At 69.6% G+C, this 26,729-nt stretch carries 25 protein-coding genes; 6 read left to right on the top strand and 19 right to left on the bottom strand.

Annotation, left to right across the window (positions count from 1 at the left end; genetic code table 11):
• Window positions 1-56 precede the first annotated feature (56 nt).
• A complete protein-coding gene (locus D5S19_RS15655; protein ID WP_120024113.1) occupies window positions 57-791 on the bottom strand; it encodes a lysophospholipid acyltransferase family protein in 735 nt (244 codons plus the stop codon).
• A 44-nt stretch (window positions 792-835) separates the two neighbouring features.
• Entirely contained in the window at window positions 836-2,347 is a 1,512-nt protein-coding gene (locus tag D5S19_RS15660; RefSeq protein WP_120024079.1) for a hypothetical protein, read from the bottom strand.
• Window positions 2,348-2,569: 222 nt separating this feature from the next.
• Between D5S19_RS15660 and D5S19_RS15665 the strand changes: the two genes are divergently transcribed.
• Window positions 2,570-4,492 (top strand): DUF6541 family protein, encoded by a 1,923-nt coding sequence (locus D5S19_RS15665; protein WP_120024080.1) that lies wholly within the window; start codon window positions 2,570-2,572, stop codon window positions 4,490-4,492.
• A 1-nt stretch (window position 4,493) separates the two neighbouring features.
• Here D5S19_RS15665 and D5S19_RS15670 read toward each other — a convergent pair whose 3' ends face one another.
• From D5S19_RS15670 to D5S19_RS15700, 7 genes are all read right to left on the bottom strand, one after another.
• Window positions 4,494-5,477 carry a lysylphosphatidylglycerol synthase transmembrane domain-containing protein gene (locus D5S19_RS15670; protein WP_120024081.1) on the bottom strand — a complete coding sequence of 328 codons (984 nt, stop codon included), beginning with the start codon at window positions 5,475-5,477 and terminating at the stop codon, window positions 4,494-4,496.
• A gap of 29 nt (window positions 5,478-5,506) precedes the next feature.
• Window positions 5,507-6,742 carry an acyl-CoA reductase gene (locus D5S19_RS15675; protein ID WP_199730527.1) on the bottom strand — a complete coding sequence of 412 codons (1,236 nt, stop codon included), beginning with the start codon at window positions 6,740-6,742 and terminating at the stop codon, window positions 5,507-5,509.
• Between the two features lie 2 nt (window positions 6,743-6,744).
• Window positions 6,745-7,797, bottom strand: a complete 1,053-nt coding sequence (locus D5S19_RS15680; RefSeq protein ID WP_120024083.1) for a LuxE/PaaK family acyltransferase — start codon at window positions 7,795-7,797, stop codon at window positions 6,745-6,747.
• Window positions 7,794-9,203 carry an AMP-binding protein gene (locus tag D5S19_RS15685; RefSeq protein ID WP_120024084.1) on the bottom strand — a complete coding sequence of 470 codons (1,410 nt, stop codon included), beginning with the start codon at window positions 9,201-9,203 and terminating at the stop codon, window positions 7,794-7,796. The genes D5S19_RS15680 and D5S19_RS15685 overlap by 4 nt, the downstream gene beginning before the upstream one ends.
• 152 nt (window positions 9,204-9,355) lie before the next feature.
• Entirely contained in the window at window positions 9,356-10,087 is a 732-nt protein-coding gene (locus tag D5S19_RS15690) for an SDR family NAD(P)-dependent oxidoreductase (protein ID WP_120024085.1), read from the bottom strand.
• Complete coding sequence (locus D5S19_RS15695; RefSeq protein WP_120024086.1) at window positions 10,080-10,325, bottom strand: acyl carrier protein; 246 nt, start codon at window positions 10,323-10,325, stop codon at window positions 10,080-10,082. Before D5S19_RS15695 ends, D5S19_RS15690 begins: the two co-directional genes overlap by 8 nt.
• 11 nt (window positions 10,326-10,336) lie before the next feature.
• On the bottom strand, window positions 10,337-11,095 hold the full coding sequence (locus D5S19_RS15700) for an acyl-ACP--UDP-N-acetylglucosamine O-acyltransferase family protein (RefSeq protein WP_120024087.1): 759 nt from the start codon (window positions 11,093-11,095) through the stop codon (window positions 10,337-10,339).
• A 150-nt stretch (window positions 11,096-11,245) separates the two neighbouring features.
• On the opposite strand from D5S19_RS15700, the gene D5S19_RS15705 reads away from it, so the two are divergent.
• Together D5S19_RS15705 and D5S19_RS15710 are read left to right on the top strand one after the other, a co-directional pair.
• Window positions 11,246-12,352: a DegT/DnrJ/EryC1/StrS family aminotransferase gene (locus tag D5S19_RS15705; RefSeq protein WP_120024088.1), complete on the top strand. Its 1,107-nt coding sequence runs from the start codon at window positions 11,246-11,248 to the stop codon at window positions 12,350-12,352.
• Complete coding sequence (locus tag D5S19_RS15710; protein ID WP_120024089.1) at window positions 12,349-13,302, top strand: Gfo/Idh/MocA family protein; 954 nt, start codon at window positions 12,349-12,351, stop codon at window positions 13,300-13,302. The genes D5S19_RS15705 and D5S19_RS15710 overlap by 4 nt, the downstream gene beginning before the upstream one ends.
• 1 nt (window position 13,303) lies before the next feature.
• On the opposite strand, the gene D5S19_RS15715 is transcribed toward D5S19_RS15710, so the two are convergent.
• The 6 genes from D5S19_RS15715 to D5S19_RS15740 form a co-directional block, all read right to left on the bottom strand.
• On the bottom strand, window positions 13,304-14,029 hold the full coding sequence (locus D5S19_RS15715; protein ID WP_120024090.1) for a hypothetical protein: 726 nt from the start codon (window positions 14,027-14,029) through the stop codon (window positions 13,304-13,306).
• A 3-nt stretch (window positions 14,030-14,032) separates the two neighbouring features.
• On the bottom strand, window positions 14,033-14,521 hold the full coding sequence (locus tag D5S19_RS15720; protein WP_120024091.1) for a SigE family RNA polymerase sigma factor: 489 nt from the start codon (window positions 14,519-14,521) through the stop codon (window positions 14,033-14,035).
• 109 nt (window positions 14,522-14,630) lie between these two features.
• Window positions 14,631-15,245, bottom strand: coding sequence for an acyltransferase (locus tag D5S19_RS15725; protein WP_120024092.1), 615 nt, complete (start codon window positions 15,243-15,245; stop codon window positions 14,631-14,633).
• On the bottom strand, window positions 15,232-16,428 hold the full coding sequence (locus D5S19_RS15730; protein WP_120024093.1) for a glycosyltransferase family 4 protein: 1,197 nt from the start codon (window positions 16,426-16,428) through the stop codon (window positions 15,232-15,234). Before D5S19_RS15730 ends, D5S19_RS15725 begins: the two co-directional genes overlap by 14 nt.
• A 29-nt stretch (window positions 16,429-16,457) precedes the next feature.
• Complete coding sequence (locus D5S19_RS15735; protein WP_120024094.1) at window positions 16,458-17,387, bottom strand: NAD-dependent epimerase/dehydratase family protein; 930 nt, start codon at window positions 17,385-17,387, stop codon at window positions 16,458-16,460.
• 22 nt (window positions 17,388-17,409) lie between these two features.
• Entirely contained in the window at window positions 17,410-18,540 is a 1,131-nt protein-coding gene (locus D5S19_RS15740; RefSeq protein WP_233573946.1) for a DegT/DnrJ/EryC1/StrS family aminotransferase, read from the bottom strand.
• 133 nt (window positions 18,541-18,673) lie between these two features.
• On the opposite strand from D5S19_RS15740, the gene D5S19_RS15745 reads away from it, so the two are divergent.
• Together D5S19_RS15745 and lhgO are read left to right on the top strand one after the other, a co-directional pair.
• The gene (locus tag D5S19_RS15745; protein ID WP_120024095.1) at window positions 18,674-21,763 is read left to right on the top strand and encodes an ATP-binding protein; all 3,090 of its coding nucleotides are present in this window, start codon (window positions 18,674-18,676) and stop codon (window positions 21,761-21,763) included.
• 54 nt (window positions 21,764-21,817) lie between these two features.
• Window positions 21,818-23,002, top strand: coding sequence for an L-2-hydroxyglutarate oxidase (lhgO, locus tag D5S19_RS15750; RefSeq protein ID WP_120024096.1), 1,185 nt, complete (start codon window positions 21,818-21,820; stop codon window positions 23,000-23,002).
• 163 nt (window positions 23,003-23,165) lie between these two features.
• Here the strand turns inward: lhgO and D5S19_RS33160 are convergent, their stop codons facing one another.
• From D5S19_RS33160 to serS, 4 genes are all read right to left on the bottom strand, one after another.
• The gene (locus D5S19_RS33160) at window positions 23,166-23,429 is read right to left on the bottom strand and encodes a hypothetical protein (protein WP_233573947.1); all 264 of its coding nucleotides are present in this window, start codon (window positions 23,427-23,429) and stop codon (window positions 23,166-23,168) included.
• A 20-nt stretch (window positions 23,430-23,449) separates the two neighbouring features.
• Window positions 23,450-23,632, bottom strand: coding sequence for a hypothetical protein (locus D5S19_RS33165; protein WP_233573949.1), 183 nt, complete (start codon window positions 23,630-23,632; stop codon window positions 23,450-23,452).
• Complete coding sequence (locus D5S19_RS15760) at window positions 23,614-23,895, bottom strand: hypothetical protein (RefSeq protein ID WP_233573950.1); 282 nt, start codon at window positions 23,893-23,895, stop codon at window positions 23,614-23,616. The genes D5S19_RS33165 and D5S19_RS15760 overlap by 19 nt, the downstream gene beginning before the upstream one ends.
• 98 nt (window positions 23,896-23,993) lie before the next feature.
• On the bottom strand, window positions 23,994-25,262 hold the full coding sequence (gene serS / locus D5S19_RS15765) for a serine--tRNA ligase (protein WP_120024097.1): 1,269 nt from the start codon (window positions 25,260-25,262) through the stop codon (window positions 23,994-23,996).
• A gap of 152 nt (window positions 25,263-25,414) precedes the next feature.
• Between serS and D5S19_RS15770 the strand changes: the two genes are divergently transcribed.
• Window positions 25,415-26,695, top strand: a complete 1,281-nt coding sequence (locus D5S19_RS15770; protein WP_120024098.1) for an aspartate aminotransferase family protein — start codon at window positions 25,415-25,417, stop codon at window positions 26,693-26,695.
• Window positions 26,696-26,729: the final 34 nt, after the last annotated feature.

A 26,729-nucleotide genomic window follows, 5' to 3' on the forward strand; every position in this document is an offset into this window, starting at 1 on the left:
TTGCCGGAACCCTGGACCCTGCGGCTGTGAAGGGACCCTTCACAGCCTTGGTCGGGTCAGTCGGGGCGATGGTCGAGTTCGGCGGCGGCCTCGGGGGTGGGCGCGGTGCCGCCGAGGTGCGCGGGTAGCCACCAGCGGCCGGCCTCCGACGTGGGCTCCTCCGGGTAGTTCGCCTGCGCGCGGTCGAGTAGCGCCGACAACCGGACACGCAGGTCTTTGGTGCGGACCTCGCAGTCCTCGTCCGGCTGCGGGTTCATCGGCTCGCCGGCGATCACCGAGATCGGCACGTGCCGTCGGGTCAGGTCCTTGGGACGGCCCTTGGTCCACAGCCGCTGGGTGCCCCACACCGCCATCGGCACGACCGGAACCCCGGCGTCCGCGGCCATCCGGACGGCGCCGGTCTTGAGCTGCTTGACCGTGAACGAACGGCTGATCGTCGCCTCGGGGAACACCCCGACCACCTGGCCGGCCCGCAAGCGTTCGACCGCCTCCGCGTAGGAGGCCCGCCCGGCGGAGCGGTCCACCGGGATGTGGTGCATCCCGCGCATCAGCGGCCCGGCGATCCGATGTTCGAAGACCTCGTGCTTGGCCATGAACCGCACCAGCCGCTTCGACGGCCGGGCGCCGAGCCCGCAGTAGATGAAATCCAGGTAGCTGACGTGCGTGCAGGCGATGACCGCGCCGCCCCCGGCTGGTACGTGCTCCGCCCCCTCGACCCGGATTCGGTTGTCCAGCAGCCGGAACATCAGCCGCGCGGCAGCGACGATGGGCGGGTACACGAAATCAGCCATGCGTTCCAGGCTACGGGAGCGCATGCCGGACACACCGGTGTCGATCAAGGGCATGACACGTACTGAAACCCCGGTGCCCGGTCAAGATCACCGACCAACCGGCTCACCTCGTCGGCGCGTGGGTAGACGGAGACCCAGAATTGGGTACCGGTGCGACGGAACGTGGCGACGCGGTATCCGGCGAGCTTGCTGGCGCAGTCCTGGCTCTCGGTGTACCCCTCGGCGCCGGGGACGGCCAGCGTCGAGCGGTCCGCGTCCAGGCCGGTTACTGTCAGCCGTCCGCCCGTACGGCTGGCCAGCACGCCGGGGGCGCCAGCGCTCACCACAGAGCCCGGCGGAAGGTAGTGGGCGAGCCAATCGCCGATCTCGGCCAGCTGCGTGCCGTGGGTGTGCCAGACGCGGATGCGGCTCAGCACCTCGGGGCTGACCACGGACACGGCCACCGCGACGCCGGCCAGCACCGCTGTGGTGACCGGGACAACGCGCGAAGCCGCACGAAGCTTCGGTGACGGGCGCGCGGCGATGAACACGCCGTACGCACTGACGCAGGCGACAGCGAGCAACGGCGGTACCGGCGCGAGCAACCGCCACGACGGCTCCGGATCCGGGCCAAGCAACGCCACGTACGCGATGAGGCCGGCAGCGAAGGCGAACAAGAGCCACACGGCTTCCGTCGCACGGTTGCGAACCCGCAGCAGCGCGCCCACCGCCAACACGCTCGGCACCAGGAAAACCATGTGCGCCAAGGCGAATCCGCCCAGGTACGCCCAGTCCGGGCTGACAAAGCGCAGGAGCAGGCGCCCGTCGTAGTACGTGACCCGCCAAGCGATCCACGGCACCAGGAACACGAGTCCACCCAGTACGCAGCCGACCGGCGCCCACCAGGTGTGCCGTCGCCGCGCAGCCGCGGCGGCGAGCCACAGCACGGCTACGACGGCAAGCACCAGCCCCTCCGGCCGCGTCATCACCGCACAGGCGACGAGCACTCCCGTCACCACTGGACGGCGCGCAACCAACGCGTACGCGACAGCCAGCACCAGCAGTACGAACATCGGCAGCTCGGTGCCCGAAGCCCCGTACACGGCCAACCCGCTGGCGCTCGCAGTAAGCATCGCCGCTGCCACGCCGAGCGACGGACGTGGTTCGGCGCCGGGTGGGAGAGCCAGCCCCGTAATGCGTTCAGCGAGCAAGTACGCCAGCAGCACCGAGCCGAGCGTGGCGAGCACGCTGAGCACAGGCGCAGCAATGGGTATTGCAGCGCCGAACGCGGCCCGTGGCAACGCGACTACCACTAGCCAGAAGAAATTCGCGTACCCCTCGATCCGGTCGCCGACGTTGAACACGGGGCCGTAGCCGTCGGCCAGGTTCTGCGCGTAGCGGAAAGTAACGAACGCGTCCTCCGTACCGGTCGCGAACAACAGCTGGTGCAGGAGGGAAAACCCGAGGATCAGCAGCAGGGCCGTACGCCGCCACCGGCGGTCCGCCACGATCGGCCGCCAGCAGGCGATGACCAGCGCGGCGAGCACCAGCCATCCCCCCACGACAGCACTGACCACGCGACTCCCCCAGGTCGGGCGCCCGGCCGGTCCCCACCCGCCGGGGCGCAGGCCCCTCCGGACCGATCGTGCGGTCCGCGCTGACCCGGTTCAGTCAAGCGTGCCCCCCGGCCTGCCGGACATCAGCCGTTCGAGTGTATGTGGCCGCCGGATAGGCTGTACTTCCGAGTTTCGATCCGCCGCCCGGGGGCACGAGCGGATCCGTCCAGCCGAGGAAGACTGTTGCCGAGCGAACCCACGTTTTTGTCAGTTGCCACGAGCCTGGTGCTCTGCCTGCTCGTGATCGGGCTTCCCGGCCTGATCACCGGGCTGGCCGCCGGCCTGCGCGGCTGGACGCTGGCCGGGCTCACGCCGTTGCTGAGCTACGCGATCGGCGGGCTCGCCGGACCGTGGACGGCCGCGCTTGGCCTTCCGTTCACCACGTGGACCTTCGCCGTGACCACGGTGCTGTTCGCGGCTGTCGCGTTCGGACTGCGACGGCTCACGGTGCGCAAGTGGCCACCGCCGCCTGTGCAACGAGTGTGGGAACCGAGGGCGCACTGGGCCGTGGGTGCCTGCGTGCTACTCGCCGCCGCCGTGGGCTTTTACGCCGCAGTACGCGGAATGGGGCACCTCGGCGCCATCGCGCAAGGCGGCGACGCCCCGTACACGGCCAACGGCGTCCGCTACATCGCGTCGACCGGCGACGGCGGTCTTTTCGGCATGGGCACGCTGAACTGGTATGGCGACGCTTCGCCGCCGTTCTATCCCAACGCCTACCACCTGCTCGCAGCCGAGCAGTACACGCTCAGTGGCAGCGGATCCATCCCCCTCACGCTCGACACGAACACCGTGCTGTTGCCGGGCTTGATGGCGCTGTCCCTAGTGGTCACAGTGCGCGAGTTCGGCGGACGCGCGGTGCTGGCCGGTGCTGTGGCGCTGGCAGCGGTGGCGCCGGTGATGAGCCTGTACGAGTCGATGAACCGCGGTCCGCTGTACCCGTTCATGCTCGGCATGGCGCTCACACCGCTGGCAGCTGTGGTTCTACGGCGGTATCTCAACCGCGTCGCGCCGGACACCGGCTTCGTACTGGTGGTGTCCGCGGTCGGGCTGCTGTGCATCCACTCGTCGACGCTGTTCGGCGCGATCCTCTTCGCCGGCCCGCTGCTGATCCAGCGCTGGATCGAACGATGGCGGACGATCGGCCGGGATCTGCTGGCACTGTTGCCGATCGCCGTCGTGGCGTTGCTCGTGGCATGGTTGCAGCTGTTCGGTGCGCTCGGGCTCGCGAACGGTTCGCTGCCCTACCTGGGCTGGCCGGTCGAATGGCGAGCGACGGACGCGCTTGGCGCGCTGCTCGGCTTCCAGCATCGGGAACCACATCCGCAGCTATGGCTTTCAGTGGCGCTGCTGCTCGGCTTCATCTTCTTCAATCGGCTCGGTTCGCTTCGCTGGATCGGGCTGACAGCGTTGGTCACCGGGTTGTTCTACATCGCTGTGTCCTCCTCGAACGCACCGTTGGTCATGGCGCTCTCACGGCCGTGGTGGGACGACCCGTACCGGTTCATGTCGATGGCGGTCGTGCCGCTGTCGTTCATCGCGGGCCACGGTGTCGCGTCGCTGCACGCATGGCTGCGTGTACGGCTGCCCGCACGCTTACCGGCGGCCGCGCTGGCCGCCGTGGTGCTGCTGGGCTTCGTAGCGATCACCAACGGCCTGTACGCGCCGTCGAACGGTGACCGTGTCGCAGGCGGCTACCGTTCGGCCAACCCGCGCGAGCAGAACATCACGCCGGACGAAGAGCGCGCGATGGTGGAGCTGGGCAAGCTGGCCCGCCCCGGCGAGTGGGCGATGAACGACCGCAACGACGGCACCCCGTGGACCTACGCGCTGAGCGGCGTACGCACCGTCGCGGCCCACGACGACGGCACTACACCCCCGGCCGACGCATGGCTGCTGGCAGCGCGGTTCCGGGACTACGAAACCGATCCGGAAGTACGCGCCGCGGTGGTTCGGCTGAACATCCACTGGGTGATCCTCGGCCGCCCAGCGGCAGCGCCGAACCCGCCGTACTCGTTCGCGGGCCTGAACCGGCTGGACGGACTGCCGTTCCTGCACCAGGTGTACCGCAACGAGGACGCGGTGATCTACCGGCTGGACCGCTGAATCAGGCCGCCGTCGGCGCCGGTGTGCGCCGCGCCGACAACCGGGCCGCGACGGCGGCGATACCAGCCGTCAGCAGGTCGGCCACGGTGAACATCACGCGAGACGCGACCGCGAACGCGGTGGCCTGCCCGACCGTCAGCCCGCTCGCGGTCAGCACCGCGACCTGTGCCACCTCACGGACACCGACGCCGCTGGGCAGGATGAACGCGAAGGTACCGACGGTCATCGCCACCGCCATCGCGCCCACGCACAGGACAAAGCCGTTCAAACCGGGGGCACCGATCGAGTTCGCCAGCAACCACAGGTGCACCCCCTGCAACGCCCAGGCGCCGGTGGACGCGCCGAACGTCTTCACCACCACGCCCCAGCCCAGCGACTCCTCCAGCGGCGCGCGGCGCAGCAGCTTCAGCACCAGAGAAGTACCCCAGCTCAGCACGCGGGGGTGCAGCAGCGCGAGACCGAGCGGGATCAGCACGAACAACCACATCGCGCGCGGGCTGTTGCTGAACACCGCGGGCGCGGCCAGCAGCGAGACCACCAGCGCGGACACCACGCTCACGCCGAGCTGGATCAGCGAACCGGTGAAGATCCGGGCCCTGGCCAGCCCGGCCTTGCGGCCCAGCTCCATCTGCAGCAGGTAGGCCCACACCGAACCGGGCACGTACTTGCCGAGCGAGCCGACCAGGCAGATCTGCGCGCCGCGGGCGTACCCGATCGGCTTGCCGAGATGATCGACCAGGATCTGCCAGCCCCAGGTGGACACCATGATGGCGGCCACCAGCGCGAGCAGGCTGAGCACCGAGGACTGCCAGGCCACTTCGGACAGCGTGTGCCAGAACTCGCTCCAGTTGGACGCGAGCTGCTTCGCCGCGAAGCCGACCACCAGCAGGATGGCGACCCAGCGCGCCACGTCGAGCACCCGTGCCCTGGTGGACTTGCGGGTCTTCCCGGCGGGCCGGGCCTCGTCATCCTGGACGGTCGTCATCGGCCTTGCTCCTTACGCCTGCGCGTTCCTCACGCCTGCACGGTGACCAGGCGGCTGAACTCGGCCAGCAGATCGTAGCCGTCCCACACCCCGGCGAAAGTGAGTGCCGAACCGAACGGCACCACCCGGTCCACCCCGCGCCCGGCCAGCGCGGTGACGAATCCGGCCAGTTCCGCGGCGGTGAAGCCGAACTGGCTGACCGTCTGGTCCTTGCGCCGCACAATCGGAACCAGCTCATCGAGTGAACCGACCGTGGCGTTCGCGAAGGTCCCCGCGCCCAGCCACTCCCGTGGCAGCACGGTGGCGTCCGCAAGCTCCAAAGTGGCCAGCGCGTTCCCGTCGAACCGGATCGAGGACACCAGCCCGTCGACCGCCGCGCCATAGGCCGACACGCGTTTCTGCACGGCCATGGCTGGTTCGACGACGTGTTGCTTGGCCGCCAGCACCTGCCCGAGCAACTGCCGGAACTCGGTGCCCGCGGCCCGCGCGCCTTCCGCGTCGCCGACCCAGAACACCGCGCGCGGTGACGAGCAGGCCGCCTGGTCGAACCAGTAGGAGTCGTTGTAGAAGCCCTCCACCGCGCTCAGCCGGGCTTCCGGCGTGGCCTCCTGCCAGCCGCGCACCGAGGCGATCGCGAACGACGAACGGTCCGGGAAGGTGAGGTCCCGCGCGTGCGGCGCGAGCGGGTACTTCCGCAGCGCGGCCACGGAAGCGTCGCCGCCCCAGATCACCCGCAGGTCCGCGGCCCGCGACAGCGCCCCGCTGATCTCGTCGCTGCGGTCGTAGGTGACCATCCGCTGGGTGGCGCGGATCGTCGCGGCCGTCTCCGGCGACACGTCGCCGAGCGCCGCGTTCAGCGCCTCCAGCACGACCTCGGCCGCGCCCGCCGACCGCGAGGACACGCGCACCACGTTCGGATTCCCCGCCAGCGCCGACAACGCCCACGAGTACACGAAGATCGTGTCCACATTGGCCGGTGGCACGTGGAACACCAGCCCTCGCGGGAACCGCAGTGCGGTGCCTGTGGTTTCCAAAGTGGACAGTGCCTTGGCGAGTTCTCCCTTGCGCAGGAAGAAACCCAGCGAGGTCAACTCCGGGAAACGGCGGGCGAGCGCGGGCGCCAGGAGCTTGCGCGCGAACTTCGTGACGAACTCGACCACACGCGGGTCACCGACGGTCAACCGGCCACCGGGCGGCTCCTCGCGCACCTGCGCCAGCAAGGTATCGGCGGCGATCGATGCCGCCGCGGGAAAACGCTGCTCCATCATCACGCCGCCGCTCCCGAGAACGTGTCCGAGCAGCCGCGGGCCTCGGCCTTCGGCAACCGGCCGAGCACCGTGAAGTGCTTGCCGGGCCAGTCACCGTCGTCGATCCCTTGGTACACACCGAGATCCTCGGTCAGCAGGACATGCCCCGGGTACGACCGCGGCAGCGTGCTCACCACCTCGATCACCCCCGGCCGCCCGACCGGCTGCTCCTGCCACGTCTCCGGATCGCGGATCACCACGTCGGCGAAATCGGGGCAGTACAAGGAATTCCCGGAGGGACCTTCGAGGAACACGGTGCCGATCTGCTCGATCATCCCGTAGTAGTTGTGAATCCGGTGCAGGCCGGTGTCCTCTGTGAACCGACGGCGGAACTCGGCGTTGTCCACCGCGCGGTCGATCAGCTTCTTCCAGCCGCCCGAATGGATCAGGATCCCGTTCGACAGATCCAGCCGGTGCTCACGCGCCACCTCGTAGAGGTACTGCCACACCATGAAAGTGAAGCCGAAGATCAGGAACGGCTTGTCCCCGTACTCGGCCAGGAACCGCTTCACCGCCTCGACATCCGGCTTGTCGTCCTCGTCGAGCACGTACGTGTGCTTACGCCCGAAGTTCGCCATGCCGAGCACGCCCGCGCCCCGCGCGGAGAACGACCGGCGGTTCTTGATGATCCCGATGGTGTCGACCATCAGCATCGGCAGCCGCTCGCCGCCCAGCACCTCTTGCAGCGTGGCGCCGAGCTGCTTCGTCTGCGCGCCCGCCGCGGCCTTGTCCAGATGGATCCGCGACGCGCCGGCGCCGGTCGTGCCGGAGGAGGTGAGCGTCTTGAACACCTCGTCGTCCGGCACCGACTTGAGGTCGTGGGTCTTGAACATCCGCACCGGCAGCCACGGCAGCTCCGCGATCGCGCCGAACGACGCGTCCGGCTCGATGCCGAGCGAGGCCAGGATGCGCTCGTACCCGGCGGAGTTCGCGCGGTGGTGCGCGGTCAGCTCCGCCAGCTCCGGCAGCAGCAAGGATTCCCGCTCCGCCTGCGAGCGCGTGAACACACTCATACCCGTCCTTCCAACGACCGGTAGTCGATCTTGCCGCTGGCCAGCAGCGGCACCGTGTCGATCGGGCGCACGTCGAACCCGCTGGTGTGCAGGTGCAGCCGCGCCGACAGCGCCCGCGCGGCGTCCTTGCAGATCGCCTTGGCACCCTCACCCTCGGGCAGCTCGGCGAACAGCACGACCTTGTCGCCCGCGGACACCGCCGCCACGACGTCGATGCCCACCTCGGCCACGCGCACGGCGTGCTCCAGATCGTCGAGGCTGACCCGGTTGCCGAACACCTTGCCGATCCGCTTGAGCCGGCCGGTGACGTACAGGTACCCCTCCTCGTCGAGGTACCCGAGGTCGCCGGTGGCCAGCGTGCCACCGCATTCGTCGCCCGCGGCGAGCCCGGCCTCGTCGTCGGCGTAACCCATCATCACATTCGGCCCACGGTAAAGGACCTCACCGACGATTTTCGGATGCGTGGTCTCCGCACCGTCGTCCCGGCGGACGACGAATTTGCCGCCGGGCAGCGCCGGACCGGCCGAGCCGAGCTTCTCCGCCAGCCGTTCCGCCGGCACCGTCGTCATCCGCGGGGACGCCTCGGTCTGGCCGTACATCACGTACATCCGGCCGCCGACCGCGAGCATCTTGTCGTTGAACTCGGCGATCAGCTCGTCCCGGAGCTTCCCGCCGGCCTGGGTGAGAGTGCGCAGCGTCGGGTACTTCGCCGGGTCGAACTTCAGGCGGCGCAGCATTTCGTAGTGGTACGGCACGCCGGACAGCGACGTGATGCCGTGTTCCTGCACTGCGGACCAGAATCCGCGGCCGAGCACACCGGACGCCTCGATCACCACCGTCGCGCCGCGCAGCAAGTGCGAATTCAGCACGGAAAGGCCGTAGCTGTAATGCAGCGGCAGGCAGGTCGGGGCGACCTCGCCGGCGTCGATCCGCAGGACTTCCGCGATCGCGTCCGCATTGGACAGCAGCCCGTGGCGCGAAAGCCGGACCAGCTTCGGGTTTCCGGTGGAACCGCTGGTCGGCAGCAGCACGGCCAGCTCGGGATGCGGAGTCACGCCCTCGGCCTCCGCCCGGACCCAGTGCCCGTCCGACGCGGTGTAGCCGGCGGGCGGTTCGGCCTCCGGCGCGGCCAGCACGGCGGCCGGGCGGAACCGGGTGATGAGCCCGGCCAGCACGTCCGGGTCCAGCGCCGGGTCGATCAGCGCGACCGCCCGCGCCGCCTCGAACGCGCCGAGGTAACGCAGCACGCTCGCGAGATCGAGCGACATCCGCGCGAACAGCACCCCGGACGGCAGCTCCGCCAGATCCCCGGCCGCGCGCTCGATCTCCGCCGTCAGCTCGTCGCCCGCCAGCGTGCGGCCACCGGCCACATCCACCAGCCGGGCCCCAGCGCCAACCAGATTCACCCGAACCTCCTAGAGACTGTCTCGAAAGTGGCTTGCGTGGCGGTGCGGGTAGCGGTGCCGGTTGACGGCCCACAGCAAACGGCTCCGCCGTTTATGAAACAGAACCTAGTCGTGCTCGCGGGTGACCATCGCGGGTCACCCGGCGAGGACACTCACAACACCAGGCCGCCGTCCACGCCGAGCACCTGACCGGTCACGAACGACGCCTCGTCGCTCACCAGGAACCGGATGACCTTCGCCACGTCCTCGGCGGTGCCGAGCCGGCCCAGCGGCGTGCGGCCGGCGTTCTCCGCCTTCGCCTCCTCCGACAGCCCCGAGGTCAGGTCCGTGTCGATCACGCCGGGGGCCACCGCGTTCACGCGGATGCCCGACCGGCCGAGTTCCTTCGCCGCCGAACGCGCGATGTTCGCCACCGCCGCCTTCGACGCCGCGTACACCGTCTGCCCCGCGCTGCCGTACTCGCCGACGACGCTGGCCAGCACGACGATCGAGCCGGTCTTCTTCCGCATCATCGCGCGGGCCGCGGCCTGCACGGTGTGCAGCGTGCCGGCGACGTTCGTGCTCAGCGTGGTGTCGACCAGGTCTTCCTTGATCATGCCGAGGAGCGCGTCCACCATGATCCCCGCGTTGGCGACGACGATGTCGAGCTTGCCGTGCTCCTTCGCCACCCCCCGGACCAGCGTGGCGACTGCCTTCGCGTCGGTCACGTCGAGCACGAGCCCGGCCGCCGCACCGGCCGTGGCCGCGGCCTCCTTCGCGCGGGACTCGTCCCGGCCGGTCAGCACCACGGTGGCGCCGACCTCGGCCAGCGCCCGCGCGGTGGCCAGGCCGATCCCACGCGTCCCGCCCGTGACGAGCGCGACACGACCGGACAAGTCAGTCATTCTTCGCCTTCAGCTCGGTCACCATGTCCACGGCGACCTTGAAGCTCGACATGTCGATCACCTGGTCGGTGTCGAATTCCACGTCGAACTCGTCCTCGATGGCCGCGACCAGCGCCATGTGGCCGACCGAGTCCCACGCCTCGATCTCGCGGTACTTCAGGTTCTCGACGTCCACTTCACCGTCGAGATCGAGCGCGTCGACGAAGACCGTGCGCAGTTGGGTGGCCACTTCCGACATATCCACAGCTCCTAGTGTTCTTCGCGCGGGCGGGCGTCCCACGCCTTGACCACGGTAGAGAGGTCGCCCGGGAGCCGGTCGGCCAGCCCGTCGTCCGGCAGGCCGCTCTTGCCCTTCAGCCACGGCGACAGCGCCTCGATGGTGGTCTCGTCCACTCCGCGGCGCGACAGCCCGACCACGTTCACGCCGGTCACGCGGGCCGGATTGCCCACGGCGATGGTGAACGCGCCCACCTCGCGGCGCACCGCCGAGGACATGCCGACCATCGCCCAGGGGCCGATCACCACGCGCTGGTGCAGCACCGTGCCCATGCCGAGGTTCGCGCCGTCCCAGATGTGGCAATGCCCACCCGTGATCACGTTCGAGGCGATCGTCACTCCGGAACCGACCAGGCAGTCGTGCGCGATGTGGCTGCCCCGCAGGTAATACCCGTCACTGCCGAGCGTGGTGGTGCGCCAGGTGCCCTGGTGCACGCTCACGTACTCGCGGATCCGGTTGCGGTCGCCGATCACCACCCCGTGCCCGTCCTGCTCCGGATCACCGGACGGCGCGGTGTCCCAGGCCGCCGGGTGCGGCTTGCCGCGGTCCTCGCCGGGCGTGCCGATGGTCACGTGCGGGCCGATCCAGTTGCCGTCGCCGATCCGGGCAGGTCCGACGATCACGGTGTACGGGCCGATCACGTTGCCCTCGCCGAGTTCGACGCCCTCCCCGAGGACTGCGGTCGGGTGGATGCGGTTGGTTCCCGGCCTGGCGGCCTGAGCGTCCGACACTGTTCGCGTATCCGTTCGTCGGCGGCTGGGTACTGGACATGACGGCGCGCCCGGTAACGTGTGGCCCGCGTTGCTGCAGGGCGGCCGGGCGCAGAACCGGCGGCCAACTGTACCGGACGCATCGAAATCGCCTGCCGAGAGAGACTGCCGATGATCCCCATTACCGTGGTCGACGTCCGTGACGCGGAGGACCTCGTCGTCGAGGTGCTGCGCTCCGGCGCCATCGCACAGGGGCCGATGGTCAAGCGCTTCGAAGACGCCTTCGCCCACGTCGCGGGCACGAAGCACGCCATCGCCGTGAACAACGGCACCACTGCGCTGGTCGCGTCGCTGCAGGCGCTGGACCTGGCGCCCGGTGACGAGGTGATCACCTCGCCGTTCACCTTCGTGGCGACGCTGAACGCCATCCTGGAGGCCGGCGCCACGGTCCGGTTCGCCGACATCCGGCGCGACGACTTCGCGATCGACCCGGACGCGGTGGCCGCCGCGGTCACCGACCGGACCAAGGTCCTGATGCCGGTGCACCTCTACGGGCAGACCGCGGACATGGGCAAGCTCGCCCCGCTCGCGGCCGAGCGCGGGCTGCGGATCATCGAGGACTCCGCGCAGGCGGTCGGCGCCTCGTTCGAGGGCAAGCAGGCCGGCTCGTACGGCATCGGCTGCTTCTCGCTGTACGCCACCAAGAACGTGACCACCGCCGAGGGCGGCGTGATCACCACCGACGACGACGAGTTGGCGGACAAGCTGCGGGTGCTGCGCAATCAGGGCATGCGAGCGCGCTACCAGTACGAGATGGCCGGGCACAACTACCGGATGACCGATCTGCACGCCGCGGTCGGCATCCCGCAGCTGGCGAAGCTCGACCAGCTCGCCGCCGCCCGGCAGGCCAACGCGAAGCGGTTGTCCGACGGGCTGGCCGACACGCCGGGCCTGAGCGTGCCGCAGGTGCTGCCCGGCCGGTCGCACGTATGGCACCAGTACACCGTGCTGGTCGGCCCGCACGCGATGCTCTCCCGTGACGAGCTGGCCGCCGCCCTCACCGAAAAGGGCATCGGCAACGGGATCTACTACCCGAAGATCGTCTTCGACTACGACTGCTACCGCGGGCATCCGCTGATCCCGGATGCCACGGTGGCGGATTTCCCGGTGGCCTCCTCGGTCGCCGACCAGGCGCTGTCGCTGCCGGTGCACCCGCATCTGACCGAGTCCGATCTGGACCGGATCGTCGAGACGGTGCGCGAGGTGCTGGGCGCATGACACACCGCATCGCACTCATCGGCACCGGCAACATGGGCTCGCTGCACGCCCGGGTACTGGCCGGCAACGAGCGGGCCGAGCTGGTCCGGGTGATCGACCCGCGCGAGGAGGCCGGCCGCGCGGTCGCCGAGCGGTACGAGACCCGGTGGACCCCGGAGATCGGCTCACTGTCCGATGTGGACGCAGTGGTGCTCGCCTCGGCCACCGAGGTGCACTACGAGCTGGCGCAGGAGATCCTCGGCCAGGGCAAGCCGATGCTGGTCGAGAAGCCGGTCTGCAACAGCCTCGAATTCTCCCAGGAGATCGTCGCGCTGTCGGCGAAGAAGGACATCCCGCTGATGTGCGGGCTGCTGGAGCGGTACAACCCGGCGGTGATGACCGCGCGGGCGCTGGTGACCGAGCCGGTGCACCTGATGGCCCGCCGGCACGGCCCGTACGCCCCGCGGATCAAGACCGGGGTGGCCTGGGACCTGCTGGTGCACGACGTCGATCTGGCCATCCAGTTCTTCGGCGGGGCGACGCCGGCGCGGGTCACCTCGGGTGCCGGGTACTTCCACCCGTCCTCGGTCGACGGCGCCGAGGACACCATCGAGACGGTGCTGTCGTTCCCGACCGGGCTGGCCACCGTGTCCGCGTCCCGGCTCGGGCAGCGCAAGGTCCGTTCGCTGGTGGTGTCGGAACTCGACCGCATGGTGGAGATCGACCTGCTGCGCCGGGACGTGACCATCTACCGGCACGTCTCGCACGATTCGGTCACCCCGGACGGGCTCGGCTACCGGCAGCAGACCGTGATCGAGATCCCGGAGCTGATCACCGCGCGGGAACCGCTGGCCACCCAGCTGGACCGGTTCCTCGATCTGCTGGAGGGCAAGCTCGACGCGGACGCCGAACGCGAGCTGATCCTGCCCTCGCACCACGTGGTGGCGCAGGTGCTGAACCAGGCGGCCTGATTCAGCGGGTCAGCCGCCCGCCGTCCTCGGCATAGGCGATCAGCGGGGTCAGCCGGGACGTGGAGGGCACGTCGGACTGGTCGAACCAGAACACGACCACGTCCGGCCGCCCGCTCCACCGTCCCAGGTGCGCCGCGATGGTGCGGCCGCCGATCGTGGTCGTGATGCGCGCGGCCGGGCCGCTGAAGTATCCGTACACCGGTACCCAGGTCCGGTCCGTGAGCTGCCCGCCGGACGTGGCGTGGAACCCGAACGACAGCGCCGGCATCCGGGTCTCGTTGGTCAGGTACAGCGGCTGCAGGCCGTTCGCCGTGCGCAGGCCCGCCATCACCCCGAAGCCGATCTCCGAGTCGAGCGCCACGAAGTAGAACACCAGCTGCCCGTCCGGGGTGAACGTGTCGGTGTCGATCACGTCGCCGGACGGGACGGCCTTGACGGGCGGCGCGACGGGGCCGGGTACCACAGACAGGGCGGGCGGGAGGGACGGGGCCGAAGGCGCGGCGGCGACCGGGGCCGGCGCCGGGCCGGTCGAACGCAACCCCACGGCGGCGAAGACGACCGCGAGCACGGCGACCACCGCGGCAGCCGCACCGGCCCCGCCGAGCACCCGCCGCCGTCGCCGCAATCGCTTGCCCTCGGCCATGATCCGGGGCACATCGGGCGCAGCGAAGGGCTCCGGCAGAGGCTCCCGGAGCGCGGCACGCAACTGATCGATTTCCTCAGCCATGCCTCACCTCCCGACCAGCGAATCCGCGTCCACCCGCAGTTTCGCGAGCGCTCGCGAGTTCGTGCTCTTCACCGTGCCGGTGGACACGCCGAGCTCCATGGCCACCTGGTCCTCCGACAGGTCGAAGAAATGCCGGAGGACGATCACCGTCCGTTCCCTGGCGGTGAGCCGGGCCAGCGCCGTGGACAGCCACTCCCGCTGCGCGACGGCGTGCGCCACGTCCGGCACCGGTTCGTACTCGGGCAGCTCCTCGGTGGCGTACTCCTGGATCGGCCGCCGCCAGCCGTCGATGACGTGGTTGGCCAGCACTCGCCGCGCGTAGGCGTACGGATCTTTCCGCCGTACCCGCGCCCAGGCAGCGTAAGTGCGGGTGAACGCGGTCTGGGCGGCGTCCTCGGCTTGGTGCCGATCACCGGTCAGCAGATACGCGGCATGCGTAAGACGACTCGAACAGGCGTGCACGAACTCGGCGAACTCGTCGTCACTGCGCACGCCCCCAGGCTACGGCCATTGCGCCCGCAACTTCCACCACGATCGTCCGTGAAGGGACCCTTCACAGCCGCTGTGGCCGTGAAGGGTCCCTTCACAGCTTTGACGCCTCTTACGCGGTGAAGTCGCCCGAAGGGGAGCCCCAGCCGGACGGATCGTCCGAAAGCGCGCGGCGGCGGGCGTTCTCCGTCCGCACCCGCTCGACCTCCGACTCGATGTACTCCTCGTCGTAGCGCTGGAACACCCGCGCCGGGTTGCCCGCCACCAGTGTCCGGGCGGGCACGTCCTTGGCCACCACCGAATTCGGCTGCACCGTGGCGAAATCGCCGATGGTCACGCCGGGCATGATCACCACCAGGCCGCCGATGAAGCAGCCCTTGCCGATCTTCACCGGCTTGCGCTCGATCAGATCGCTGCCGGAGTGGTTCTGCAGCGCCATGTTCGCCAGCCAGCTGGAATGCGTGAACACCAGCGTGTTCAGCCCGATGCTGGTGTGCTCGCCGATCTCCAGCCCGCCGCTGGCGTCGAGCACCGCGCCCTCGCCGATCCAGCAGTGCTCGCCCATCCGGAGGTTCTCCGGGCTGACGATCTTGCCCCGCTCCCGGATCCGGCAGCTCTCGGGCAGTCCGTAGAACTTCGCCCGCTCCGCGTCGTTGAAGTACTGCGCGACGACATCGGTGAGAATCTGCGGGCGCAGCCGGTTCGAGCGCTCGTCATCGAAGAACATCGTTGTCCGCCACCAGTTTCGTGAGCACCCGCAGGTGTTCCTCGGCCACCACGTCCAGCCCGAAGTTGTCCCGGACCATCGCCCGTTGCCGCTGCGCGATCCGCGCCCTGCGGTCCGGATCGTCCAAAAGGGACAGTACGGTCTCGCGCACCGCCTCGGCATCGTCCGGCCGGACCAGCAGGACGTTCTCGCCGTTGCGCAGTTCGATGCCGGGGTAGTTGTCCTCGGTCACCGACGCGATGGTGGCGGTGCCGGACAGCATCGCTTCCAGCGACGCGGTCCCGCAGCCGCCGTTGAGGTCGTGCGTCACCAGGTCCGCGGCCGCGAAGTAGGCGGGCACGTCCTCCTTCGGCACCGGCCCGGTAACCACCAGCGCGTCCGCCACGCCCAGTTCCTCGGCCCGGCGCAGGAACGCGTCGTGATACACCCGGCCGACGACCACCACGCGCACGCCGGGATGCCGTTCGAGAATCCCGGGCAGCGCCTCCACCAGCGGCAGCCGGTTGCGCAGCGGGATCACGTGCCCGAGCGAGACGATCAGCGGGCCGTCCCCCAGCTCCAGATCCGCGCGCACGTCCTTGGTGACCGGCTTGGCGAAGTGCCCGATGTCCACCGCGATCGGGAAATACTCGGAGTTCTCGTCGCTCGTACCGTAACGCTGCACGCAGTAGTCCACGCCGAGCTTGTCGAGGATGACGTAGCGCGGGCGCAGGTACTTCAGCACCGGCTTGACCAGCACCGCGTCCAGTACCCGGAACACCCGGCCGTAGAGCTTCTTGTCGCTGATCAGCAGGGTGTGAATGGTCAGCAGCACGGGCAGCCCGTGCCGCCGGGCGTAGATCCCGGCCATCCACGAGAGGTCGAAGAACTGGCCGTGCAGGTGCACCGCGTCCGGTTTGAACTCCTCCAGCAGCTTCCACAGCCGTCGCCAGTTACCCGGCCGCGGTGCGGCGAAGGTCATGTCGAAGTCGATCGACAGACCCAGCTGCGGCATCTTCACCGCGGGCAGCCGGACCACGCGGTAGCCGTCGCGTTCCTCCTCCGCGGGCGCATCCGCGTACGCCGCGGTGATCGCCAGAACCTCGTGCCCGGCCGCGGCGTACTCGGCGGCCAGCGAGGCCGCCATGTGCGCGCTCCCGCCGACGCGCGGGGGGAAGAAGTTGTTCACCACCGCGATGCGCATCGGCGTTCTCTCGGCAGGGCCGGCGGCACTCACTCGGAGTCCTGCACCAAGGCCCGCATGCCTTCCTCCACCGAGATCCGCGGCTGCCAGCCCAGCACCTCGCGGGCCCGGCCGATGTCCGCGGCCCGGCGCGAGACCAGCACGTCGCGTTCGTTGAACTCCGGCTGCACGTCCACGCCGACCGCCTCGATGAGGATCTTGGCCAGCGTGGCGATCGAGGTGTCCACCCCGGTGCCGATGTTGATCGGCAGGTTCGCCTGCTCCGATTCGAGCGCCGCGACCACACCGCGGGCGAGGTCGGACACGTGCACGAAGTCCATCGACTGGTCGCCGCGGCCGTCGATGACCGGCGGCTGCCCGGCCCGCAGGCGCTTGATGAAGTGGTTGATCACCGAGGTGTAGTAGGCCTCGATCTTCTGCCCCGGGCCGTACACGTTGAAGAACCGCAACGCGTTCCAGGACAGGCCCTTGGTGCGCTCGTAGAACCCGAGCAGGTCCTCGCCTGCGCGCTTGGAGATGCAGTACGGCGTGAGCGGGCGCAGCTCGTCGTCCTCGTGCATGGGCAAGCGCTTCGGATCGCCGTACACCGAGGCCGTGGAGGCGAAAACCAGCCGCTGCACGCCTTCGTCGGCAGCCGCGGCGAACACGTTCTGGTTGCCCATCATGTTGATGTCGATCGACTCGTGCGGGTCGGCGATCGACTTGTTGATCGACACCGTGGCGAAGTGGATCACGTGCGTACAGCCGCGGATCGCCTCACGCACCGCGCCGCCGTAGCGCACGTCCTGCTCCACCAGCTCGACCTTGCCGGTGGCCACGAACTCGCCGACCCTGGCCCGGTCACCGCGGGTCATGTTGTCGAAGATCCGCACCGTGTAGCCACCCTCGAGCAGCAGCGGGATCACATGTGCGGCGATGAACCCGCCACCGCCGGTGAAGAAGACCTTCTTCTCGGACATGGGTGCTGGTTCTCCTCGTGGGTCAGGAAAGGGTATGGACGGCTTCGCGCACGGTGCTCACCACGCGGTCCACTTCGGCACCGGTGAGCTCGGCGTGCATCGGGATCGCCAGCTGCCGGCGGAACGCGTCCGCCGAAACCGGCAACGGCGCCTGCTCGCCGTAGATCGGCTGCAGGTGCGAGGCGTACGTGCCGAAGTTGCACTGCACGCCCTGCTCGCGAATGCGCAGCGCGAGCGCGTCCCGGCTGATCTCCGGGGCGACCGTGAGCAGATAGGCCTGCCATGGATGTTCGCGGTCGGGCAGCTCCACCGGCACCCTCAGCGCTTCGAGGTCCGCGAACGCCTCGTGGTAGCGCTTGGCCACCGCGCGCCGGGCGGCGAGCAGGTCGGGCAGCCGGTCGAGCTGGACGCCCATGATCGCGGCCTGGATGTCGGACAGCCGGAAGTTCCAGCCGAGTTCGTGGAACTCCGGCACCGGCAGCGCTTCGGCGCCTTCCCGGCTGATCGCCGGTTCGATGCCGTAAGTGTGCAGTTTCCGGGCGTGGGCCAGCAGATCCGCCCGATCGGAGACGAGCGCGCCGCCCTCGCCCGCGGTGATGCCCTTGCGGCCGTGGAAGGAGAAGGCGGCCAAATCGGCGAGGCTGCCCGCCGGGCGGGTGCGGTAGGTGGCGCCCGCGGAGCACGCAGCGTCCTCGAACAACCACAGGCCGTGTTTGTCCGCGATGGCGCGGTATTCGTCGAAATCACCCGGCTGCCCGGCGACATCGACCGCGAGGATGCCCACCGTGCGCGGGGTGATCAGGGCTTCGATCGCGGCCGGGTCGGCGCTGAAGACGTCCGGGCGGATGTCCGCGAAGATCGGCTTGCCACCGGCCTGCAGCACAGCGTGTCCGGTGGCCGGGAACGTGTAGTCGCCGACGATCACCTCGTCGCCGGGCCGTACTCCGAGCACGCGCAGGCCGAGGAACAACGCGGCGCCACAGCTGCTCGTGGACAGCGCGTGCGCGGTGCCGGTGACGCCGGCGAAGCGTTCCTCGAATCGGCGGCACGCCGGTCCGGCCCCGGCGAGCCAGCCGGAACGGAACACCTCGGCCACGGCGGCAAGCTCTTCCTCGCCCACCGTCGGCTTCCCGAGCAGCACGGGTTCGCCCACTTTGCCTCTCCTGTGAATCGCGGACCTCGCCTTGCGAACTGATCGCGTCGCAGTGTATATAACGTTCCCCCCACAGGCTGTCGTCGGGATAAACTGCCAGTGAAGCCGACGAGCAGCGCTTAGGCTCACCAGTATGCGGATCGGGCTGCTGGGGGCCGTCACTGGGTGGAACACCGCGGGCGAGCCGGTCACCGTCGGCGGGCCACGGGGACGGACGCTGCTCGCGCTCTTGGCGGCGGACGCCGGCCGGTTCGTGTCCGCGGAGCGGCTCATCGACGGCCTGTACGGCGAAGAACCGCCGGACGGTGCCGCGAACGCCTTGCAGTCCCAGGTCTCCCGGCTGCGCAGCGCAGCGGGGCTGCCGGTGGAGTTCACGTCCGCGGGATACCGCCTGGTGGTCGATCCGGAGGAGATCGACGCACACCGCTTCGAACGGCTCGCCGCGGAGGGAAGGCGGGAACTGGCCGCGAACGACCCGGCGCGGGCGAGCGATCTGCTCACCGAAGCGCTGGCGTTGTGGCGCGGACCGGCCTTCGCGGACGTCCCCGCGGCGTCCACGCAGGCCACACGGCTTGAGGAACTGCGCGCCGAGACAGCCGCCGACCGGATCGATGCGGAGATCTCCCTTGGCCGCGCCGGGGAAATTCTCGACGAGTTGCGCACAACCGTTGCCGCGGAGCCATTGCGTGAACGGCTGCGTGCCCAGTTGGTCCGCGCATTGCACGCATTGGGCCGTAACGCGGAAGCCCTCGTCGCATTCGAAGACGCCCGCCGGGTAGTGGCCGACGAGCTGGGCGCCGATCCCGGACCGGAGCTGGCCGAGGCGCATCTGGCGGTGCTGCACGACGAACCGGCGACGACGGCCGCACCGTTGCCCGCGCAGCTGACCAGCTTCGTCGGCCGTGACGAGGAGTTGCGCCAGATCGCCGAGCTGCTCCGGCACGCCCGGCTGGTCACGTTGCTCGGTCCCGGCGGTACGGGCAAGACGCGGCTGGCGGTGGAGGCCGGGACGAACGCCGGGCCGTGTGCGTTCGTGGAGCTGGCCCCGCACATCGCAGACGACGTCGAGTCGGCCGTGCTCGGCGCGCTCGGGCTGAGGGAGACGACGTCCCCGCTGCGCGGCGTCAGCGGGCCGAGCCCGGTCGAACGGATCGTTTCCGCGCTGCGGGACCAGCCGATGTTGCTGGTGCTGGACAACTGCGAACACGTCGTGGCCGCGGCGGCCCGGCTGGTCGCGCGGCTGCTGCCGGCCTGCCCGGGGCTGCGCGTACTGGCCACGAGCCGGGAACCGCTCGGCATCACCGGCGAGCAGCTCGCCCCCGTCCCTCGGCTTGCGGTACCGCCTGCAGATACCCCCGCTGCCGAGATGCTCAATTACTCTGCGGTGCGCCTGTTCACCGACCGTGCACAGGCCAGCGATCCGGCGTTCCGGGTCGACGAGCGCACCGCCGCGGACGTCGTGCGGATCTGCGCCGCGCTCGACGGCCTGCCACTCGCGCTGGAGCTTGCCGCGGCCCGCGTGCGCACGTTGGGAGTCGAGGAGATCGCCGGACGGCTCGACGACCGGTTCCGGCTGCTCGCCCGCGGCAGCCGGACCGCGGAAGCACGGCACCGATCGTTGCGTGGCGCGGTGGAGTGGAGCTGGGATCTGCTCGACGACGACGAGCGCCGCCTCGCCCGGCGGCTGACCGTCTTCCGCGGCGGGGCGACGCTGGCGTTCGCCGAGGAGATCTGCGGGACGCCGGCGGAGCTGCTCCCGGAACTCACGGACAAGTCGCTGGTGGAACATTCCGGTGGGCGGTACCGGATGCTGGAGACGATCCGGGCCTTCTGCGCGGAGAAGCTGGCCGGTGCCGGGGAAACCGCACAGCTGCGGCAGGCGCACGCGCAGGCGTTCCTCCGGCTGGCCGAGGATGCGGACCCGAAACTGCGCACCGCCGAACAGCTGTCCTGGCTCGATCGGCTCGACGCGGAGTACGACAACCTCGTGGCCGCGCTGTATTGGTCGGCCACGGCCGACCAGGCCACGGCGCTCCGGCTCGTCGCCGCGCTGGCGCAGTACTGGTGGCTACGCGGCCGACGCCACGAAGGCGCCGTGCTTTCCTTGGCAGTCCTGCGGCACTGCGGGTCCGAACCACCGGCCGGCGAGCCGTTCCTGATGTGTCTGCTGGCCGCGATGGCCGGGGATCCCGGGCACGACGTGGTACTGGCCCATCAGTCCTATGTGGATCATTACCTCGCGGACAGCGGATGGGTGCCGGAACGGCCCATGCTGCTGATGCTCGCGGCCGTGGTGCTCGGACCACCGGAGGACGACGCGGCACGGCTCGCGCAGACCAGGCTCGCGCGGCACTCCGATCCGTGGCTCACCGCGCTCGTGCCGATGGGCGACGGCCTGCGCGCCATGCTCACCGGCGATTTGGACGCCGCCGAACACGGCCTCCGCGAAGGACAGGCCCGCTATCGCGCACTCGGCGAACGCTGGGGTCTTTCCATGTCCCTGGACCACTTGTCACAAGTACTCACCTGGCGCGGCCAGCACGAGGAAGCGACAGCAGCGATGACCGAGTCGATGTCGCTCATGCAGGAACTCGGCGCCACCGACGACTACGCCGATCTGCTCTCCCGTCGCGGCGACAGCCGTGCGTTGCGCGGAGACGTCGAAGGCGCACGCGCGGACTACGAACAGGCTGTCGCGCTGGCAAGGCGGACGGGCATGCCGGAGACGCGTGCCGCCGGTCAACTCGGGTTGGCCGGGCTGGCTCGCCAGGCCGGAGACCTCGCCCACGCACGGGACCTGGCCGAGCGCGTACTGACCGAGTGCACGTCGGGCTCGTTCGCTGTCGCCGTCGTACGCGCCACCGCAGCCGCCACGCTGGGATGGATCGAAGTGGCCGAGCATCGACCGAAAGAAGCCCGTCTCCGGATCCGAGAGGCTGCGGAGACCGCGTACGCGTGGCACAACAACTTCGTGCTGGCGTCGGTCCTCGAAGCGGCTGCGGGTCTTCTCACCGAGGAGAAGCAGTACATCGAAGCAGCCACGTTGCTCGGGGCTGCTGAGGCCATACGCGGCACTGCGGTGCTGGGGCAGCCGGATGTTGCGCGCGTCACCGAAGCAGCCACAGCGAGCCTGGGCGACCGCTTCGCCGAGGCGTACACCACCGGCCGGGAGCTGGGGGTGGACGACGCGCTCACCGTCGCCGGGTTGTCGCCGGTCAGGTAACCACGCGGTCGTGGACTACGCAGCGACGGCCCGAAGCGCGTAGCCTTCCCTGCCGTGCGAAATGTCGTGGTGGTCGGTGGGGGAATCGTCGGCCTGGCCGTTGCCTGGGAGCTGTCGCAACGTGGTCAGGACGTGACTGTGCTGGAGAAGGAGTCCCGCTGGGCGGCGCACCAGACGGGGCACAACTCGAATGTGGTGCACGCCGGGCTGTACTACAAGCCGGGCTCGTTCAAGGCCCGGATGTCGGTGGCCGGCAACCGGTCCATTGTGGATTTCGCCCGGCAGTACGGGGTGCCGGTCCAGGTGTGCGGCAAGCTCGTCGTGGCCACGCGAGAGGAGGAGATCCCGGCGCTGGACACGCTCGCCACCCGGGCCGAGGCCAACGGCGTGCCGGCCAAGCGGATCTCCCCCGCCGAGGCCCGCGAGTACGAACCCGAGGTGTCCTGCGTGGCGGCGCTGCGCGTGGAGTCCACCGGGATCATCGACTTCCCCGCGGTGTGCTCGGCGCTGGTCCGGCTGCTCGACGAGGCCGACGCCGACCTGCGCCTCGGCACGCCGGTGCGCGGCATCCGGGCCGGCCGGGGCGGCGGCGTCGAGGTGGCTACCGGCACCGAAGTACTGCGGGCGGACGCGCTGGTCAACTGCGCGGGCCTGCAAGCCGACCGGGTAGCCGAGCTGGCCGGTCTCACGCCGAGTGCGCGGATCGTGCCGTTCCGTGGCGAGTACTACGAACTCAAGCCGGATCGGCGGCACCTGGTGCGCGGCCTGATCTACCCGGTGCCGGACCCGACACTGCCGTTCCTCGGCGTACACCTCACGCGAATGCTCGACGGCAGCGTGCACGCCGGCCCGAACGCGGTGCTCGCCCTGCGCCGCGAGGGATACCGCTGGGCAGACGTGTCCATGAAGGACCTCACGGACGTCGCACGCTTCCCCGGCGCCTGGCGGCTGGCGCGCAAGTACGCCTATCCCACCGGGTTGGAGGAGGTGCGGCGGTCGTTCTCCAAGAAGCGCTTCGCGGCCAGCCTCGCCCAGCTCGTGCCCGCGGTGACCGAAGACGACATCGTGCGCCACGGCTCCGGCGTACGCGCGCAAGCACTCCGGCCGAACGGCGCACTCGTGGACGACTTCCTCATCGAGTCCGCCCGGAACCAGGTGCACGTGCTCAACGCACCCAGTCCCGCGGCCACCAGCGCACTGGAGATCGCCAAGCACATCGCCGACCGCGTGTCCGCGTGAGTGCTTCTGCATGCTGTGAAGGGTCCCTTCACAGCCTCAGAGTCCAGGGCCCCGGCAAAGTTGGTCGGGGGCCCGGCAGCGGGCGATGCGGAGGTGTGTGTGCGACCACCTCGTGGCGTGCGCCGGACCGGTTTCGGGTCCGTGAAGGGACCCTTCACAGCCGTCAGGCTTTCGGCACCGCACGACGCACGAGGATCGAGGTCGCCGCGGCGAAAATCACCGCCACCACGGCAACGGCGAAGGCGGCTGTCAACGCCCCCGCGCTCACCGGGGTACCACCCCTCCCGTCCGCGATCACCACCAGGATCAGGACCCCGAGCACCACCGTCACCACTGCGCACAGCCACATGGCCAGCACACCTCGACGAACTCCGGCGAAGAACTGCGCGTCAGCCGCCGGGAAGGTCGGTGCACGGTTCTTCGCCACACCGACGATGACCCCGCTGATCAACAAGGAAACGCCGCACCGCCGAGGAAGATCAGCCCGAAGTAGAACAACGGATGTATCCCCGACGGCGCGGCGAAGCCGAGAACGACCAGGACGACGATCGCGCCGAGACTCAGGAACAAGTCCGGCCAGGCGATTCGCCCGGCCCTGTCCAGCGCCGGGATCACTGCATCACGTGCCAATCGGACTTGTCCTGCATCGCACCGATGTTCGACCTCGCCCACTGAGCTCCGAGGTCGTGCACCTTCTGCGCAATGGTGTTCTGCTCGGCGGAAATGGTGTTGACCAGCGACTGGACCGACGCGATCGCGGTGGTGACCAGCCCGATCGCAACACCTGCCGCGCCCGCGATCGCCGCCGGGATGCCGACTACGGTGCATGCCGTCGCGATCGCACCGATCACACCGAGCGCAAACACGCCGAACCCCCATCGACGATCATCCACACTGGCGAACTGTACCCACGCATTGCTTACTGTGTGCGAGTTCCTCACGATCGACCGGAGAAACACCCCAACGTTGCAAGCGGCTACGCCCAGCCCGATCAGCGCTTACCCGGCGACAGCACCTCGGCCCCGCCCAGGAACGGCCGCAGCTGCTCCGGGACGCGGACCGAGCCGTCGGCCTGCTGGTGGTTCTCCACGATCGCGACGATCCAGCGGGTGGTCGCCAGCGTGCCGTTGAGGGTGGCGGCGATCTGCGGTTTGCCGTTGTCGTCGCGGTAGCGCACGGACAACCGGCGGGCCTGGAAGGTGGTGCAGTTCGAGGTGGAGGTCAGCTCGCGGTAAGTCTGCTGGGTCGGCACCCACGCCTCGCAGTCGTACTTGCGGTACGCGGACGTGCCGAGGTCGCCGGTCGCGGTGTCGATCACCCGGTAGGGCACCTCGATCGCGGCGAGCATCTCCTCTTCCCAGGCCAGCAGCCGTTCGTGCTCGGCCTCCGCCTCGGCGGGCTTGGCGTAGACGAACATCTCGATCTTGTCGAACTGGTGCACCCGGATGATGCCGCGGGTGTCCTTGCCATACGAACCGGCCTCGCGCCGGAAACACGACGACCATCCGGCGTACCGGCGCGGTCCTTCGCCGAGGTCGAGGATCTCGTCCGCGTGGAAGCCGGCCAGCGGCACCTCCGAGGTGCCCACCAGGTACAGGTCGTCGTCCCGCATCCGGTACACCTCGGACGAGTGCGCGCCCAGGAACCCGGTGCCCGCCATGATCTCCGGCCGCACCAGCGACGGCGTGATCATCGGCGTGAACCCGTTCGCCAGTGCCTTCGCGATGGCCATGTTCAGCAGCGCGAGCTGCAGCTGCGCGCCGACCCCGGTGAGGAAGTAGAACCGCGAGCCGGACACCTTCGCGCCGCGCTCCATGTCCACCGCGCTCAGTCCTTCGAGCAGCTCCAGGTGATCGCGCGGGGTGAAGTCGAACGACCCCGGCGCCCCGACCGTCTTGAGCACGGTGAAGTCGTCCTCGCCGCCGACCGGCGAGTCCGGGTGCACCAGGTTGGGCACGGTGCGGAACAGCTGGTCGAACTCCTCCGACGCCGCGTTCTGCTCGATCTCGGCGGCCTTGACCTGCGCGGCCAGGTCCTTGGCGTGGGCCAGCAAAGCGGGCCGCTCCTCCGCGGAGGCCTTCGGCACCTGCCTGCTGACGGACTTCTGCTCGGCCCGCAACGTGTCGGCGTTCGCGATCGCGGAGCGGCGGCGGGTGTCGAGACCGAGGAGCTTGTCGACCACGCCCTCGTCCTCGCCACGGGCACGCTGCGACGCGCGCACGGCTTCCGGGTCTTCGCGCAGAGTCCTGGGGTCAATCACTTGCAAAAGGGTAGTCGCCGGGGTAGCGGCGCCTCGACTCGGTTTCCCGTACACACTGTGCAGCCGCGCGCGGACTACCCGACAGTCTGATCGTTGTCGCCCGATTCCCGCGCTCCGCATACTCGCCAAGACCCCCGAGCGAGGAGAACACCATGACCGACGACCTGCTCAAGCGCCACCGCGCGGTGCTCCCGTCCTGGATGTCGCTGCTATACGACGAGCCGCTGGAGATCGTGCGCGCGCAGGACCGCCGGGTCACCGACGCCGAGGGCCGCACCTATCTGGACTTCTTCGCCGGCGTACTGACCAACTCGATGGGCTACGACGTCGCCGAGATCAGCGACGCGGTGCGCAAACAACTCGACACCGGCGTGCTGCACACCTCCACGCTCTACCTGATCCGCTCGCAGGTCGAGCTGGCCGAGAAGATCGCGCAGCGCTCCGGCATCCCGGACGCCAAGGTGTTCTTCACCAACTCCGGCAGCGAGGCCAACGACACCGCGCTGATGCTCGCCACCCAGTACCGGCGCAGCAACCAGGTGCTGGCCATGCGCAACTCCTACCACGGCCGCTCGTTCGGCACGGTCGCGATCACCGGCAACCGCGGCTGGTCGGCGTCCTCGCTGAGCCCGATCAAGGTCAGCTACGTGCACGGCGGCTACCGCTACCGCAGCCCGTTCCGCGAGCTGTCCGACACCGCCTACATCGACGCCTGCGTGGCCGATCTGGTGGAGACGCTCGACATCGCCACCGCGGGCGACGTGGCCTGCCTGATCGCCGAGCCGATCCAGGGCGTCGGCGGGTTCAGCCTGCCGCCGGACGGGCTGTTCAAGGCGATGAAGGAGGTCCTCGACGCGCACGGCATCCTGTTCGTCTCCGACGAGGTGCAGACCGGCTGGGGCCGCACCGGCGAGCACTTCTGGGGCATCGAGGCACACGACGTGGTGCCGGACATGATGACCTTCGCCAAGGGCCTCGGCAACGGGCTGACCGTCGGCGGCGTGGTCGCCCGCGGCGACGTGCTGGACTGCTTCCAGGCGGAGTCGTTCTCCACCTTCGGCGGCAACCCGGTCTCCATGCAGGGCGCGCTCGCCGTGCTCGGCTACATCGACGACCACGATCTGCAGGCCAACTGTGCCGCCCGCGGCGCCCAGCTGATCGACGGCCTGCGCGCGGCGGACAGCCCGCACGTCGGCGAGGTCCGCGGCAAGGGCCTGATGATCGGCGTCGAGCTGGTCGAGCCGGGCACCCGCACCCCCGATGTCCGCGCTGCGAAGCAGATGCTGGAGGAAACGAAGAAGCGCGGCCTGCTCATCGGCAAGGGCGGTCTGTACAAGAACGTCCTGCGCATCGGCCCGCCGATGACCCTCACCGAAGCCGAGGCCGCCGAAGGCCTGGCCATCCTGACCGACTCCCTGGCCGCCCTGAAGTAAAGCTGTGAAGGGACCCTTCACGGACTCTGCGTCC

The organism is Amycolatopsis panacis (assembly GCF_003600245.1).
Taxonomy (GTDB): domain Bacteria; phylum Actinomycetota; class Actinomycetes; order Mycobacteriales; family Pseudonocardiaceae; genus Amycolatopsis; species Amycolatopsis sulphurea.